Source organism: Planctomycetia bacterium, assembly GCA_021413845.1.
GTDB lineage: Bacteria > Planctomycetota > Planctomycetia > Pirellulales > PNKZ01 > PNKZ01.
This window is the reverse complement of the sequence record JAIOPP010000085.1, coordinates 21,055-36,587: the sequence shown is the minus strand read 5'-3', so window position 1 is coordinate 36,587 and position 15,533 is coordinate 21,055. Positions and strand designations below refer to the sequence as shown.

Here is a 15,533-nt window from a genome sequence, read left to right as displayed (position 1 = left end):
GACCGGAAAGTTGCCGGTGTCGAGTCCCGAGACTTTATCGCGTCCTGCGCCTGCGGCGCAGAAGAAGCTCGGCTCGGCGTCCATCACCTTCCGATACTCCGACTGCGTCACCTCGTAGACGCCGTAGTAAAGCTGCTTCGTCAACGCGACCTCGTGCAAATACTCGTCGGCTTCATGCGCCGGTTCTTCTTCGGGCGAACCGATCGGGGTCGCCGCCGTGGACGAAACGTAGGCGAACTTCATGCCGAGCGAATTCGTCCAGGTTTCGCCGGGCTTGGGGCGCCGCGGCTCCTTAAGCAGCGGCAGTCGCGTCCCCGTGGGACGCGAAAGCGCGAATACCCCGACCACGTCTTGCCCAAGCACGCGCGTCGGCGTTTGCGTCAGAGTTGCGTCGAGACGCGCAATAGCCGAAGAAACATCCGTCAGTAGATAGCGATAGAGCTCGTCGCTGTCGACGATGCCGTTACGGTCGAAATCGGCCGAGCCCGCGAGTCCGCGCGCCACCGATTTCGTGAAGAGTCCATATCCGCCGTAGGATTTCGGAGTTTCTTCGGGAGCACCCGCCACCAAGGTGAGGAGCCCGGTCGTCTGTTGGAATTCGGTGCCTAACGCTACCGAATGCCAAGCGTGCGTGAATTGATCGGCCCTACCGCCGTGACAGCAATCGATGAGGAGCAGCTTCCGCCGAGCGGGGCACTGATGCAGAAGCCCGCGTAGTCCGTCGAGCCGCAACATGCTTGCATCGGCCTTCTCACGTTCGCCGTTGAAGTTCGCAGGAAAGTCGGACAAACAGAGCGCGGCCTGCTCTACGGTCATCCCGGAAAAATAAACGAGGATTATGTCGTCGGGCTTGCAGGCATCGAGCCGTGCTTTGAGCACTCGCGCCACGTTCTCTTGGCGCGGCTGCATGTCGTCGGCCCCGGCGGGCGTCATCAGCAAGACTTGGTCTTGGGGGTAGCCGAGATTCTCCGTCAAAAGCGTGGCGAAAAGCTCGGCGTTGTTCGCGCAGGCTTTCGGCGCAGGCCCTTGCTCGCGCTTGATGGTCATCCCGATCTTCGACAGATCCGGGCCTTCGACTCCGATGACGATCGCCGTCCGAATGCCGGTCTCGAACTGCGCGGCCAAGCGGCGATTCCACTCGACTTTATCTATCGCTACGTTGTCTTGCGCGGCCGCCGCGGCGCTCCATGAGGCCATCAGCAACGCGACGCACGCCGATATGGAAACCCATTTACGATTCACTCGCATCGTCCTTTGAAACCTAGCATCGTGTCTCATCGTCGCCTTGATCGGTTTCCGGTCGGGAGTTACGGAATCGGGGGAGCAGGCAACGAAGTTCGCGGCGGAGCGATGCGCGGAGGGGCCGGGAGTTGCGGCGGCGCGGGTGCTGCCGGAGCTGCGGGAACGGCCGGTGACGGAGTCTGCAGCGGATCGGCGATTTTGCAATTAATGATGCTTACCTGCAGTCCCTCGAGGATAAAGTTGAACTCGACGAACGCTGCTTCTTTGCCGGTTCGATGCAGATCGTAAAAGACGCTGATTTTTTCGACGCAATTATTTCTTGCGCCGTCTACCAGTAGAGTCGCCGGTTCCCATCGCGCGATCGGTCCGAGTGTCCGGCGTGCGCGCTCCAACCGTTCCAACGTTCCGTCGTTGCGAAGCGTATGTTGTGATTCGGAGTCGAGCAAGGCCAGCGCGCCGTCGGCGCCGACGTCGATCAAGGTGCCGAGGAATTTTTCGCACTGGGGTAAGAATTCGCGGACAAAATCCTTGCGATTATCACTCAACTGTATTTCATAGATGCGCTTGTATTTAAAGGCTTCAACCGCCTCGGGGGTCAGCTGCGGCGAATCCATATCGAAGCCGGCGAGGACTCCGTGAAGATACGAAGCGGTGAGGTTGACCGGCCCGTTGGCGTACTGAAGTCGGTGTCGTGCCCGTCGAAATTCGGTCCCTTCGATCGTTTCGGTGTTGTAGACGGGGGCGGCGTCGGCGGCGGTGAAGGCCCCCATCTCCGATTTGATCATGTCGAAATAGATTCGCATGAGGCGCGGCGGGATGCGCGAGCGCGCAAACGTATGCAGCATGGCCAGGGTCGTTCGATCGTCGTCCGAAGTCAGCGCCTTAATCAGCTTCGCATGTTGGGCCGGGACGACGTCGTCCGGCGAAGTGCGGGGCGCGGACTTCTTACCGGCGAGGTATTCGGCTTTGTCGACGACCTTGTCGCCGTCGCCGTCGAACTCGAGCCAGAGTCCGCCGTCGAGCTCGGCTCCGGTCAGTTTGCCGTCGTTGGTCCAATCGAGCAGCGCGAAGGAGCCGGCGGTGCTCGGTGCGAGATTCGCGCTGACGCGGTCTTGCAATCGTCCGAGGACGAACTCATCTTTCGAGATTGCGCCGTTGCCGTCGACGTCGTAACGGAGCCAGGGATACTCGCCGACTTCCTCCTTGGTCAGCGCGCCATCGCCGTCGTCGAATTTGGCGAAAAGCGTAGCGTCGAGCTTCGAAAGTCCGGCGATGCCCGGCTGCTGAGCGAGCACGCTTCCGGAATCGCCGCAGCACAGCGCCGCGACGACGGCAAGAACCATCCCAAATATTCGGAACACGACGATCTCCCGAGAAAAAATGTTTCTGTCGAAGCAAAGAGGGTGTGAAACGCGCACGTCGTTAGGGAATCGGGGGTGCCGGAGCTTTCGGCGGCGCGGAAGCTTTCGGCGGCGGCGGAACATCGTCGTCGGTCGACGGAGGCGCAACTCGCGGAGGGGCGGTACGCGGAGGTGCAGGAACTCCGGAAGCCGGCGGGACGACACCTTCGGTCAACTCGTCGTCGAACGAATAACCCATGATGAACGCTTGTAATCCTTCGGTTTCGTAGAAGATCGTGATCGTGGCGGGAGCTTTGCCGGGACGAGTCGCCTCGAAGCCGAGCTTGAATTTATCCAAACCCTTTTCCGGCGTACCTTCGACGCGGAACGTCACTAGTTCCAGCTTCGTTACCGGCCCGAACGTTTTGCGGACACGCGTGAGGTCGGCCACTTCGTCTCTCTCTTTCAACCCTTTTTCCACTCGCGGGTCGAGCAACGCCAAGGCCTGATCGGAACCTTGATCGAAGAGCGTGCGGACGAACTTCTCGCATTCGGGCGTGAAGTTGTCGGCGAAATCCTTCGAGTCGTTTCCTTTTTTCAACAAGGCGTTGAGGTATTCGTATATCCGTTGATTTACGATTTCCGGAGTGATGCGCGGCGAGTCGAGTTGAAAGCCGACCAACTTTCCCTCGGCGATGCTCGTGGTGACTTGCATCGGCCCGTTGGCGCATTGCACGGTCTGTTTGCCCTGCACGTAATCGATGCCGTCGATCGTTTCGGTTTTGATCTCGGGAGGCGACGACTTCGTATCGGTGATCTCCCCCATCTCGGTCTTGTTGATGTCGAAGTGCATCTGAACCATCGCCGGATTGATCTTGGCAGCGACTTGTGGGTGAAACATCGCGATGATCGCGCGGTCGTCATCGTCGGCCACGGCCTTGACGAACTTCGCGTGCGTCACCGTGGTAGCGACTTCCGGCGCGGGGACGGGCTTGTCGGCGGCGACGAACTTGAGCGAACCGAAGAAGCGCTCGACGTCGGCAGGCGTGACGCTCGTCTCGCCGCTCGCTTGGACGATTCCTATCACCAGCCGCGATTGGGCGATAAAAACTTGTTGACGAAAGCGAAGCTTGCCGGGAATGCCGATCATCAGTTCGCGACCGGGATTACCGCCGAGCGCAATCTTCTCGTTACCGACGACCTGTCCGCCCGGGATCGTCGCCGCCACGGCATCGCACACCTTGACGAGCATCGCGTCGGGATCCGCCGGGGCGCTCTTGAGAACTTTCACCGAGACATGGTACGAGGCTTGGCCGCCGTCGAGCCTGTAGCGGTATCCGACTTCTTCGGCCGACTTCTTCGTGGGCTCCGGCGCGCCCGGCATCTCGAACTCCAGAATGTCGGCGACATGCTTCTTCCAGGTGCCCGTCGCATCGGCTTTAGGAAGCGCGTCGGGAACATTCGTCGGCGTGGTCCCGCCGCCGGTCAGGTATTCCCCCTTGTCGACGATCTTATCGCCGTTGAGGTCGAACTTGAGCCAGAGGCCGTTATCTAGTTCGACGCCCGAGAGCTTGCCGTCGTTGGTCCAGTCGAGCAAGGCGAAGGAGCCGGCCGTGTTCGGTGCGAGCTGCGCACCGAGCCGGTCTTGTAGTCTGCCGAGCAGGAACTCCGCTTTAGAGATCGCGCCGTCGCCGTCGGTGTCGTAGCGCAGCCAGGGATAGGCCCCGACCTCTTCCTTGGTCAGCGTCCCATCGCCGTCGTCGAACTTAGCGAAGAGCGCGGCGTCGAACTTGGTGAGCTCGTTGCCGGCGGGGGCCTGTGCTCGGAGCGCGGCGGCGGAGAGTAAGGTCGCCGTGAAGGCGACGAAGGAGAGTGATGAGAGTTTCACGAGCGATCTCCGAGGTAGATGATAGATGATTGATTTGGGTTTCGGCGAATCAGAGAAGTAAGGGCGCGCTTATTTCTCTTCGGCCTTCTTGAGTTGCATGGTCATGAGGCGGGCCTTCAGCCCGACGATCTGGAAGGAGACCCATCCCTTGACCGTACCTTGGATCGAAGACGTTAGTTCGTATTGCACGTCGAAGGTCGGCTTGACCTTCCCGTCGGCGTCGGTTTCGGCGGCCACGCCCGTGCATTCGATCTTCTCGACCGTGCCGAGCGCTGCGCGAGTTTGAGCGAAATAGGCCGCCAACGTTTCGAAGCCGAGCTTATCCCGAGTCTCCCAAAAGAAACACTCGAACGCCTCTCGATCTTTACCCGTGAGTATCAATCGCAGCAGCCGTTCTCCCTGGGGACCGAAGTGATCGGTCGTCTTCCCTGCGAGTGCTTCTCCTTCAGGCACGAGCAGTTGTGCGGAATAGCGCTTCGGGATTTCGTCCATGAGCTGCGAAATGACGTCGGCGTCTTCGATGGCTCCGCCGGCCGTCACGGCGAACAATGCCACCTTCCCTCGCGTAAACGCCGCTTCCGCATGGTTGGTTTTCCACACCACGCCATTCCGATTCTGTTCGACGACGGTGACGTCTCCGACTTTCGGAGCGACGATGTCGCCGTACTCTTTTCGATGGGCATCGACCGCGAACTGCAAGACCGGTGCATCGACGCAGCTGCGACCTCGCTCGTTCAGGCTCGACAACAGCGGTTGGATCGCACCGGTTTGAAACGCCCAGACCAGCGGATCGAGATCGCTCGTCGCGCCGGCGGGAGCTTTAGGTTGCGGAACAGGCAGCGCAGGCAAAGTACCCTGCGGGAGCGGTGGAAGCGGAGGCAACGGCGGCAGGGCCAGCGCCACGGGAAGGCTAGTGATGGGGGCTACGGGCGCAGGAACGCCGGCTTTCCGCCGAGCGGCAGCCGCGCCTTGAAGATATTCTTCCTTCGTCACGCGCCCGTTGCGGTCGACGTCGTAAGCTTCGACGCCGCGCAACTCCCGGCCGGACAGAAACTCGTCTTCCGTCACGTCGAGTTCGGCAAATTTCTTCTCGTCGGATTTCGTGTTGCTGTTCAGCGGGTCGGGCTGGGCGGGCTCCGCAGCCGGAGCGAACTCCGCAGGCGTCACGCGGCCGTCGCCGTTCTTATCTCGGCCGGAAACCGATTTCAACTCGCTGCCCGAAAGCACTCCATCTTCGTTGACGTCGAGATTTTCGAACTTGGGAGATGCGGCCGTTTGCGCAGCGACGAAACCGGCTCCGCAACAGACGATTGCCGCCGCTGCGAACAGGCGTCGACCATGGCAAAGCAGAGGACCGATCATGGATAGTACTCCGAATTGAGATTGAGGATGATCTTGATGTAGAGCTAGTGAATGCCCGCAACTGCCGCTTCGAGCAGGGTGCGAACTGCAGGACAAAGTTGCTGCGGAGAACCGGCGATGCGGAGCGAGCAGCCGACGAGGCGACCGACTTGGGCGAACCAAGGGGCGGCGGACTGCCAGGCCGCCACGTCGTAAAAGCCGTCGTCCAGCGAGGCGAGCATGGCACCTTGGCGGTCGACCAACCCGACGCGCACCTGGTCCGATTTCGTCGCGGTTACCGAAGCATCCGGCGGCGTCACGCAGATCTCGACCGCTTGCACGTCGGCAAACGAGATCGTCGGACCGAAAAGGTAGAAACGTCGTACGGCAACCGTGCCGCGACGACGATCGAAGTCGAAGCTCCGGCCCAAAAAGATGATGCCCAGCACTGACGACAGCGGCATCGAGAGGCCGGCATCGCGCAGCGCGCTACCGGCCCAGCGCGGCAGACCGAGAATAAATATCCAGTAGAGGATGTTCCAAAACAGGCCGATGATCGACAGCGGTACCGTGAGCAGCAGCAACCAATCTTGCGTGCGGTATCGTAAGCGCTCGTCGCTCGATTCGACGACGACGTACAATTGAGCCACGCGATCGCCGACGCCGAGCGCCGACTTCAGCGGACCAAGCGGCGCGACGACGGGCTCCGTACTCAAGGCGACTTCACTCACGTACGATTCTCCTGAGAACTTAAGCGGTGCCCTTCGCATCGCCGACCTGAGCCAACAGATTGCGGCAGGTGTCGCCCGACGCTTTTGCGGCCGCGAGCAGCGGTTTCGCCCGACTGATAAAATCTTCGGCCGAGGTCACCGTCGTGTCACGCAATAGCCCGGCGATGTCAGCCATCGTCGACTGCGACTCGGCCAACGCCTTGTATGCTCGCGCACGAACGCGAGCCTTTTCATAGGCCGAAGGATTCTCCGGATCGCCGGCCTGAGCAAACTGTTCGGACGCCGCGCGATATCTTTCGGCGGCTTGGCGAAACAACGCTTCGGTCTCCGTCCCTGCGGCGGCCAGCGCATCGCGTTGCTCGGCAAAATGCTTGTGGTCGGCTTGATGAACAAGGCTCTGATACTTCGCGCCTGCCTGCTTCGCGATTTGATTCGCTCGACTCACTTCCGCTTGCGCTACCTGGACCTGCTGGGGATTCTTCGCCGCAAAATATCGGACGAGCGAAATGATGAACATGACGAACGCAAAGATCGTGAAGCCGATTCTCGTAAGCCAATAAATGTCGGAGTACCAAGGAGTCCGATCGACATCGATGCGATACTCGCCCGTCTCCAATTTGCGGGCGATGCCGTCGCCGGTCTCCGGTTGAAAGAGCGGGTCCGGCGACATTCCCATTTCCATGCGCTGCAATTGTCGCTGCATGCGCCGCATGGTTTCTTCCGAAATCTGGGGTGTCGTGCTCGTGGGTTTCGCGATGGCCGTCGGTGCCGCGGCCGGCGCTTGCGCACAAGTAGTCTGCGGTCGGGTTCCGACCGCCACAACGAGCAGCGCCGCCAGTAGCGCGTGGGAACGAAATCCGCCTGAAGTTCGCACAACGGCGAAGTCGTCGACGACGATGCGATACTGCCGGCCGACGACGACATACAACTCGTAGTTCCCCTCATTCGCCGGATCGTAGAGCAGCGCCGTTTGTGCTCCTTCGCCGCCGGCTAGCCCGGCTTCGGCTCCGGTCACGTACGACTTGCCTTCTCGGGCGCCTTTGCCTGGCGTGGAGAACGAGTACTTCAGCGTCCAATGATCGTGGTTTGAGATGCTGATTCGTTCGACCGATGTGATCGTGCAGTTCGTCGGGATGCCGGAGCGGGCCAACTGCGCAATCTTGCCGTGCCTGCGACCGATGTAGATCCAGAACGGCAAGGTACACACCGCGAGTACTCCCGAGATGATCCAGAGCGCCAGGGCCGTGGTAGACGTCTTCCCGGCGACCACGATCGCGTGCTCCGTGTAAGCCGAACCGGGATCTTCGGGCAGGTAGACGATCGGCGCTTCGGTCCCTAAGGCGGTCGCCGCCCAGTCTTCGCGCGAACGGGGTTCCGAGACGCGATGCGATTCTCCGCTCACGACATATTCGTACACCAAGCTCGGCGACGATTTATCTCGCGGCGGCCATTTTTCGACGACCTTGCCCGTCGTCTTGGCACCGTGATCGAGCAACCGTTGAAACGTCGCTTGGGAAAGGTAGCCCATGAAGCTCAGCGCGCCGGGCAGAAGGAAAACCAGCGTCAAAAACAACCAACTCGCCAAGCGCACGCGCCATCCTTTGACGATCGTGCGCGGCGGCGCAATCAAAAGCTCCGGCGGAAACGGTCGTTCGTCGGCCGGTGGATCGATCGTGCTCATGCGTTTCTCCCCGTCGCGGCGGCCGCGTTCGGTCGGGCCGTGGGAGCGGCTTGCGACGATACGACGGTCGGGATGATTTCATAGCATCGGGCCGTGGGAATATAGAGTTCGGAACGCTTCGGCTTCCGCGGGTCGTACAGGATCAGCACGGAAGCACCGGTCGGAATCTCCTTCTCGTACTTCGTCGCCATCCGGCCGGCGGCGACATACAGCGCGCCCTCGAGCATGAATTCGTAATGCACGCCCCAAAAGATCCCTTCGGTCTTGGCTAGCGTGACCGTACCACGAATCGGCAGACCGGAGATCAAGAGGCGCCGGCGACGAAGCGTCGGATAAAGCAGCAGCATCCAGAGCGGCGACAAAGCGACGAACAACACCAAGCCCACGATCGACAGGTTGAAACCGTAAGTCTGCGTGCCGGAGAGATCCAAAAACATTCGCGACGAAGCCTCAGCTGGGTTCTCCGGCAAATACACGATCTCCGTTTTGCCCGGATAGTCGCGGCCGCTTCCCGGATAGTTGGTATGAAACCGATAGGTTCGGCCGTCGGCTTCGAATTCGAATTCGGTCGTCGTGCCGTACGTGCTGCGTCCGCGACGACTGCTGCTGGTCGTCGTCTCCGAATGGACGACACGGCCCATCGTCGCCACGCCCCGGTTGCGCAGCACGTTCGCCTTGTGCAATTGCCACTGCCCCCAGGCCGAGGTGAGCGCCGGAGCGACGAAGAACACGGCGATGATCACGGCGTAATAGATTCGCGTGCCGGTCTTCGCTCGCACCTTTCGCGGCGGCGGCGTTCGCACGACCAAAGCCAGTTGGTGATCGGCGGCCGCGGCGGCAGCAGTATTCGAAGGCGCGTTCATAGCCGAAATCCTTGGTGCGCAACGGTTCCTGGGAAAACGACGATGGAGAACGCTTACTTCAGCAGGTCGGGATACTCGGCATGGATCTTGTCGGACTTCGCCTTCAGCTCTTTTTCAGCGGCGTCGAGGCTTTTGGCGAGGGTATTGAGTTCGGCGTGCCGCGCTCTGAGCGACTCGGCATTTTCGATCTTCGAATCGACAAGAGCCGAAACGTAATCGCGCAGAAGCTCCATTTGCTTCGCCTTGTTCGCCCAGCGGTCGCGCATCGTCGCGAAGTACTCGACGACTTTTGCTTCCGTCATCACCTTCGAAGCTTCATCGAGCTTCGTCGAAGCGTGGCGAAACTCGACGGCGGCCTTGTCGTACAATTCACCCGTCGATCGGACGTTGGCTTCGAGCTGCGCGCGATTTCCAGGAAAAGCGGCGATCGTGGCTTCACTTGTCAGTTCGTCGAGCTTGGGCGCCGCCTGCGTGATCAACGCGTTCGCGGCGTCGATATGCTTGCCCTGCTCGGCGACGAGGCCGTTCGCTTTGCTCGTACTCCATTGCTGAAACGCCAGCGACGCGGCGATGACGAGAAAGGCGACGATCGAAAACCAACGGGCAACCTTGGCAAACATGGTTCGTTTACTCTGCTAATAAAGGGGACTTAGGACGCGGCCGACGATCAAAGAGGTATGCAATCGCTGTTTAAGTGCCATAACTTGCGGGTCGCCGCAGGTTAATGGTCGTTGAGCAACCAATAGTTAAAAAGGAGTAATCCTCGCTATCGTATCGCCCCCTCAAAGGCGTTGGCAAATTTATTGCCAAAATCTTGCCGAGAAGCATCGGGGGGCGCTGATGACGAATTTTCCGCAGGATTCGAAATCCGACATTTCGACTGGGCGGGCGTTAAGTTGCAGCGGCAGCGTCCGCCGATCGCAACGCTTCGGCCGGCCGAACGGGCTCACGCTACTAGAGCCGAATCGAAACCATCCACGAAGCCCGCCTCGCTTCTTTCCCATTTGCGCGTCAGTCATGTTGGGATTGCCGGAGTTGTAAGCCGCTCCGTGGACCAATGGGCGAGACTCGCCGGCCAGTATGCGAGGTAGGCCATCTGCGAATGGAAAAGTGTGCGTTCTTGCGTGGTGGTTAGATGGGAATCGATGATCGCATCGTGGAGATAGATGGCGGCGTCAGGAGCCACTCGATACCGCGCTGACTCGTCAATAGAACGGGAGCGTGACTCTCTTCCGGGATATCCAGCCGAGTTGCGGCGCTACGCCTCCGAAATCCCTTCGGATACCGCGAATCGAGGCAGGGATTCCCACGGTTTTTCTGATGCAGTTGCGAGCGACCCGTTATTAGAATGGCGACCGCTCGGGTTCCGTATCGGCACGCCGCTCGATCTTCACAACGGCTCTCACATGCTCCCTCGTTCGTCCTCGATTTCGCACCGCTGTACGGCGACGCATCTCTTCATAGTCCTCGCGATCAACGTTTTCTGCTCAAGCACGTTTGCCGCCGAAACCGTAACGGTCCCCAACTTCGTCGTCTCCTGCTTCGACCTCGGAACCGTAGATCAAGTTCGCGGGACGGCTCAGGAAATGGCCGCTGAACTAAATGCTCAAGAATGGTGCTCGGCTAAGCCGCTGGCGACGGCGCGCGTCTGGAACGAAGTGCCGGCCGGCGTCGACCCGAAGCAATGGCTCAGCATCGTCACGGTCGGTTACGGCAACCAGGCCGAAGCGTATGCTCTGATGTTCGACGGTCCGCAAGGGACCGCGCGGCTGATCGCCCATGCTCCCAATCCGAAAGGAACGCTGAGCGGCGTGCCGCATTGGTACTCACCGTTCGTCACTTTGCTGAATGGATTCCGCATCGGCTACGGAGCCGCCTCGCCGTCCGCACCGCTCCCCCTGCAAATCGAATTTCGCGAAGTCGTCGTCGCGAACGCGGCCAAGATCGCCGACAAGCCGGGATTCGGCGATGCCCTCACGGTCGGACGCGAAAAGATCGTGCCTCCTCTGAAAGCGATCACGCTGGCCGCGGCATGCAGCGCCGGTTGGTCGCCGACGTTGTCGTCCGCCTCTTCACAACCGATCCCTGCGCGAGCCGTCGTCGAAATACAGGTTCTCGATCAAGCGTGTCGATTTCGAGTCACGTTCTCGCAAGAAGGTTCGGAATCGGTCATCGTCAAAGAGCGTGTCCCCTGGGAAGAGTTCCACGAACAACTCACGGCCCTCTTTCGCCTGCCGTTGGGAGACAAACGGATTCACGATTTCGTCCGACTCGCCCCGGCGCGCGTCGCTCTGTTGGCCGCTAACGGGAACCGGTTAGCGTACTTGGTCGACGATGAACTTGCGGCCCTCGATGCGGCGACCGGCCGCGAAGCTTGGCGAATTCGCATTCCGAAAGCTCCGGCCGCGGGAGCCAAGCGGATCGAGCAATATGTCGTGAGCCCAGGGGCGAACGACACCGTCCGAGGGACGAACGGCACCGAGCCGCGGCTGTTTCGTTGGACGAAATCGCTGGCCGAGATCGCTTGGACCGACGGTAAAGAAACTCCTCTGGCTCCCGTCGCCGTGGCGGCGAATTGGGCCTTCGATGTAGACGACAAGTCGGGTGCCGTCACGGTCGCAGGCGCGCGACTGACTCGTTATATCGCCGGCAAGGAAGTTTGGGGGGCAACCGAAACCTCGCCGATCACGACACAACCGAAAATCGACGGTGATCGCGTCGTAGCGGGGAACGAGCGGGGCGAATTGTTCGCTCTCGCGCTGGCCGACGGTAAGCCGCTCTGGCGCGTCGCGCTCGCCGGCAGCGTTGCCGGACCGATTACAAAAGCCGGCGGCTTGCGGCTCGTGTTTTCCCCCAAAGAGGAAACCCTTTCGGCAATCGACCCGCGTGATGGCTCGACTAAGTGGCGGTTCGCGGCGGGCGATCGACTACTGCAACCGCCGTTGGAACATGCAGGGCGCGTGCTTGTCGTCACGAAACAAAATCGGATCGTCGCGCTCGATCCGCAGACGGGCTCGATCCTTGTCGAGACCACACGGCCGACATGGATCGTCGGCGTCGAGATCGTCGTGCAAGACGGAGCGCCGCGTCCGGCGCTGCTCGACTTAGACGGCAAGGCGGTGCTGCTCGGCGACGATCTGAAGCCGAAATGGGAAGTTCGTCTCGCCTCGCGTCCGACGGGTCGACCTGTCGTGACGTCGCTGCCCGTCACCTGGACACAGCCGGAAAAGGCCCCGTCGGCGGAAGACCTCGTGGCCGCGATCGCTGCGGATTCGGTGCAGCGGCAAACGTTTTTTCTGACGACCGACGCCGACGGATTTTTGTATCGACTCTCGCCTCCCGGAGCGAAGCAACGATGACTCGTTTGCCTCTAGTCCGTTTTTCTCGTGCTTCGACTTGGATCACGTTCGTTTGCGCTACGTTATTCGTCGTCGCTCCGGCCCCGGCCCAAAAACCGCGCGGCGGACTCGATGATGACCTGACGTCCGACATCTTGAGCGATCTCAAAGGCAAAGCGACTACCGACGACCTCGACGGTTTGCGTGACAGCCATCTCACGCTGCTTGCAAGTTGGGAAGGGGTCGAACCGCTGGATGCGCGCCGGAAGTCGCCAGGCAAAAACTATCGCTGGAAAGAAGAGCGCGGGTTCGTCTCGCCGCGCGAGGGCCAGCCGATCTCGACGCTGATCGACGTGCCCAAGCCGGGAACTTATCGGATATATCTCCGTCATTGGATCGGCATCGCCGAATCGCATCCGGCGACGGCAACGCTCGAGCCGCTTCGCCGCGAAGGAACCGCCGAGCCGGCGACCTACGCTTCGGCCGGAGCCGCCGCATCGCACACGTTCGGCAAGGTGCGGCTGATCGATAACGCGCTCGGCAAAGAGCAGGAGCGGAAATTACCGATCCGATTCGAGTCGGAAGTGCAACTGAACACGTTGCCCGACAGGGGAATGTTCGTCTGGGAATACTGGGAACTGAAACTCCCTACCGGGCCGCAGCGACTCTCTTTGGCAAGCAATGACCCGACGGCTCGCATCGATGCGGTCTTCCTCACGCCGTCTCTCACGTTTCGCCCGAGCTTTTCCGAAGTGAAAAAGGACAACACTCTGGCCGGGGTCTTCCTTCGCTACCGCGTGCTCGAAGGCGCGAAGCAGCCGGTTTCGTTCCATGTCAATCTGACCTATCACTGGGCCGGCCGTCGCGTGCCGAGCGGCACCGAACCCCTGTGGTACGACTCGGTCCCCGGCGCCGCAAAGGTTCCGGCGACGGAGTGGTCGCCGTTCATCGACGTTCGCGAGCAGATTCTCCCCGGCGGAGGGCCCTGGTCGACGTGGCGCACGTCGTTCACCGGTCTCGAGCGCGGGAAGGTCGAAGTGCAACTCGCGTGGTATCCGCACCCAGCATCGGTCGTCGGCACGTTGCAAACCGCGGTCGGCGACAAGTGGTGCATGTTCCGCATGCCGCACGGCAGCTTTCACCATCGCGAGTCGGCCGCTGCGGCGATGAGCGGCGTTTGGAATAAAGAACTCATTGCGGCGTTCATTCCCGAAGAAGCGATCGTCGAAAAGTATTTTTCTTGGGCGGAGGAAGCGGCCCGCACGCTCGGCGTGAAGGCCGATCATCCTAAGCCGAAACACATTCATGTGTTGTCGAGTTGCCGCACCGGCCCGGCCCATATCGCTCGCGCCGCCGAGATGCTCGCCAAGCTCGGCGTGAATTGGGTCCCCGGCGCGCCGCGCGCAGTCAATGAAAAATACGATCTCTTCGACGACGCGCAGTCGAAGAAGGTCAAACTCGGCGACGAGATTTCGACGCATACCGCCGCGGCGACGATCAACGCCGACCCTTTCCTACGCGCCGGGTTCCATGACTATTTACGCGAGCAAGTCCGGCTGCTCGGGACCGATCTACGGACGTTCTTCGGTGTCGACGATCTACGCCACGTCGATTGCTTGGACGTGCTACCGGACGATGCGGGTCGCTTCGAGCGGCGCTTGTTCTACTGCTCGCAGCGTTACTGTCACGTGGCGACGATTCCACATTACGCGCGGCTCGTGAAGGCCGTCGAAAAGAAAACGCCCGGCGCACAAATCTATAACAACTATTCGCCCCATCCGCTCTTCTTGACCGGCCGTGACATGAACGGCTCCGATTGGTTCTTGCTACCGCGCGCCGGCGCGCAGACTTTGGGTTGGGGCGAAGATTGGGCCACCGGCGGGAGTTGGGGCTTGAATACTCCGGCGACCGAATGCACCACGTTCTACGCGGCGATCGTCGAATGCGGAGTGCGAACGCGCGGCTATCCGGCGGGCTTCTACGTCGGCAGCAATTGCGGTTACTCTGCGCAAAAAATGTTTTCCTGCGTCAGCCAAGGGATCTCGATTCTACACCTCTACGATTGGGGGCCGATCGACGCTTGGGCCGAAGGAAGCAACGCGTGGAGCGAGATGGAGGGCCAATATCTCTCGGTCATGCAAGGAACGCACGCTCTGGGGCCGGCGGATGAAATCGTCGGCAAAGGGAAGCGTGAACCGCGACGCACCGCCATCTTATACAACCGCAGCCATGAGATCGTGAGCGGTAAGCAAGTCTGGCTCAATCGAGATTGGATGTGGACGTTCCTCGGCTTGCGAAACTCGCAGATCCCGGTCGACGTAGTGATCGAAGAAGACCTCACGGATGCGACACTCGCGTCGTACCAAGCGCTCTTCATCGGGGGATTGAATTTAGAGCGGCGGCATCTGGCGGCAGTTCGTCGTTGGGTCGAACAAGGAGGTTTGCTGATCGGTTCAGCCGGCGCCGCGCTCGACGACGTCTACGGCGATCGGATGCCGGAGACCGTCGAATTGTTCGGAGCTGCGCAGCGCTTGGCGACCGTCGACGATACGAAATCGCGCACGCGGATCATGTTCGACGCCTCGGACGAATACGCGGCGATTGATTTGCCGGCCGCCGCGGCCGGAGATCAGAAATATATTCTCACTCCGACGACCGGCAAACTAATCGCCCGCTACGACGGCGGCGAAGGAGCGGTCGTCGTGAACGCGCTCGGCCGAGGACGAACGATTTTGCTCGGCGTCACGACGGGGGAAACGTTCCGCGTCGGCGGCGGTGCGAAAAGTCCGGCCCGTGCATGGCTGGCGGCGCCGGTGTTGAGACAATTAGGCCGCTCGCAAACCGAGTTCGATTGTCCCGAGTCGGAAGTAACGCGGTTCGACCACGCCTCGGGCACCGCCGTACTGATCGCGATCTACACGAGCAAGCCGGAAGAGCTCTCGAAGGCGCCGGGCCGCTTGTCGGTGCAAGTCGATCGACCGGTTCGCGAAGTGACCTCGGCCTTGCACGGCCCGTTGAAATGGGAACTACACGACGGCCGCATCGAAATCGAAACGCCCCCTCCCGCCGCGATGGTCGTCGACTCGATCATCTTACGCTAACGGCTTAT

Annotated in this window: 10 protein-coding genes; 2 read left to right on the top strand and 8 right to left on the bottom strand. The window is 60.8% G+C overall.

What is annotated here, in order from left to right; genetic code table 11:
* The 8 genes from K8U03_15885 to K8U03_15850 all read right to left on the bottom strand — a co-directional run.
* The coding region (locus K8U03_15885) for a caspase family protein (GenBank protein ID MCE9606376.1) at positions 1 to 1,242 on the bottom strand (1,242 nt) is incomplete at its 3' end.
* Positions 1,243 to 1,307: 65 nt separating this feature from the next.
* The gene (locus tag K8U03_15880; protein ID MCE9606375.1) at positions 1,308 to 2,585 is read right to left on the bottom strand and encodes a hypothetical protein; all 1,278 of its coding nucleotides are present in this window, start codon (positions 2,583 to 2,585) and stop codon (positions 1,308 to 1,310) included.
* Between the two features lie 79 nt (positions 2,586 to 2,664).
* Positions 2,665 to 4,470, bottom strand: a complete 1,806-nt coding sequence (locus tag K8U03_15875) for a hypothetical protein (protein MCE9606374.1) — start codon at positions 4,468 to 4,470, stop codon at positions 2,665 to 2,667.
* Between the two features lie 69 nt (positions 4,471 to 4,539).
* A complete protein-coding gene (locus tag K8U03_15870) occupies positions 4,540 to 5,832 on the bottom strand; it encodes a hypothetical protein (GenBank protein MCE9606373.1) in 1,293 nt (430 codons plus the stop codon).
* A gap of 44 nt (positions 5,833 to 5,876) precedes the next feature.
* The gene (locus tag K8U03_15865; protein ID MCE9606372.1) at positions 5,877 to 6,542 is read right to left on the bottom strand and encodes a hypothetical protein; all 666 of its coding nucleotides are present in this window, start codon (positions 6,540 to 6,542) and stop codon (positions 5,877 to 5,879) included.
* Positions 6,543 to 6,561: 19 nt separating this feature from the next.
* Entirely contained in the window at positions 6,562 to 8,223 is a 1,662-nt protein-coding gene (locus K8U03_15860; GenBank protein ID MCE9606371.1) for a hypothetical protein, read from the bottom strand.
* Positions 8,220 to 9,086, bottom strand: coding sequence for a DUF3592 domain-containing protein (locus K8U03_15855; protein ID MCE9606370.1), 867 nt, complete (start codon positions 9,084 to 9,086; stop codon positions 8,220 to 8,222). Before K8U03_15855 ends, K8U03_15860 begins: the two co-directional genes overlap by 4 nt.
* Positions 9,087 to 9,139: 53 nt before the next feature.
* Positions 9,140 to 9,706, bottom strand: a complete 567-nt coding sequence (locus K8U03_15850; protein ID MCE9606369.1) for a hypothetical protein — start codon at positions 9,704 to 9,706, stop codon at positions 9,140 to 9,142.
* Between the two features lie 966 nt (positions 9,707 to 10,672).
* Here K8U03_15850 and K8U03_15845 point away from each other — a divergent pair.
* Together K8U03_15845 and K8U03_15840 are read left to right on the top strand one after the other, a co-directional pair.
* A complete protein-coding gene (locus K8U03_15845; protein MCE9606368.1) occupies positions 10,673 to 12,445 on the top strand; it encodes a PQQ-binding-like beta-propeller repeat protein in 1,773 nt (590 codons plus the stop codon).
* Positions 12,442 to 15,525, top strand: coding sequence for a beta-galactosidase trimerization domain-containing protein (locus tag K8U03_15840; GenBank protein ID MCE9606367.1), 3,084 nt, complete (start codon positions 12,442 to 12,444; stop codon positions 15,523 to 15,525). The genes K8U03_15845 and K8U03_15840 overlap by 4 nt, the downstream gene beginning before the upstream one ends.
* Positions 15,526 to 15,533 lie beyond the last annotated feature (8 nt).

What these genes read in the sequence shown, in the direction of transcription:
- K8U03_15880 (MCE9606375.1), bottom strand. Translation starts at nt 2,585, where the DNA reads ATGGTTCTTGCCGTCGTCGCGGCGCTGTGCTGCGGCGATTCCGGAAGC.
- K8U03_15870 (MCE9606373.1), bottom strand. Translation starts at nt 5,832, where the DNA reads ATGATCGGTCCTCTGCTTTGCCATGGTCGACGCCTGTTCGCAGCGGCG.
- K8U03_15860 (MCE9606371.1), bottom strand. Translation starts at nt 8,223, where the DNA reads ATGAGCACGATCGATCCACCGGCCGACGAACGACCGTTTCCGCCGGAG.
- K8U03_15855 (MCE9606370.1), bottom strand. Translation starts at nt 9,086, where the DNA reads ATGAACGCGCCTTCGAATACTGCTGCCGCCGCGGCCGCCGATCACCAA.
- K8U03_15850 (MCE9606369.1), bottom strand. Translation starts at nt 9,706, where the DNA reads ATGTTTGCCAAGGTTGCCCGTTGGTTTTCGATCGTCGCCTTTCTCGTC.
- K8U03_15845 (MCE9606368.1), top strand. Translation starts at nt 10,673, where the DNA reads ATGGCCGCTGAACTAAATGCTCAAGAATGGTGCTCGGCTAAGCCGCTG.
- K8U03_15840 (MCE9606367.1), top strand. Translation starts at nt 12,442, where the DNA reads ATGACTCGTTTGCCTCTAGTCCGTTTTTCTCGTGCTTCGACTTGGATC.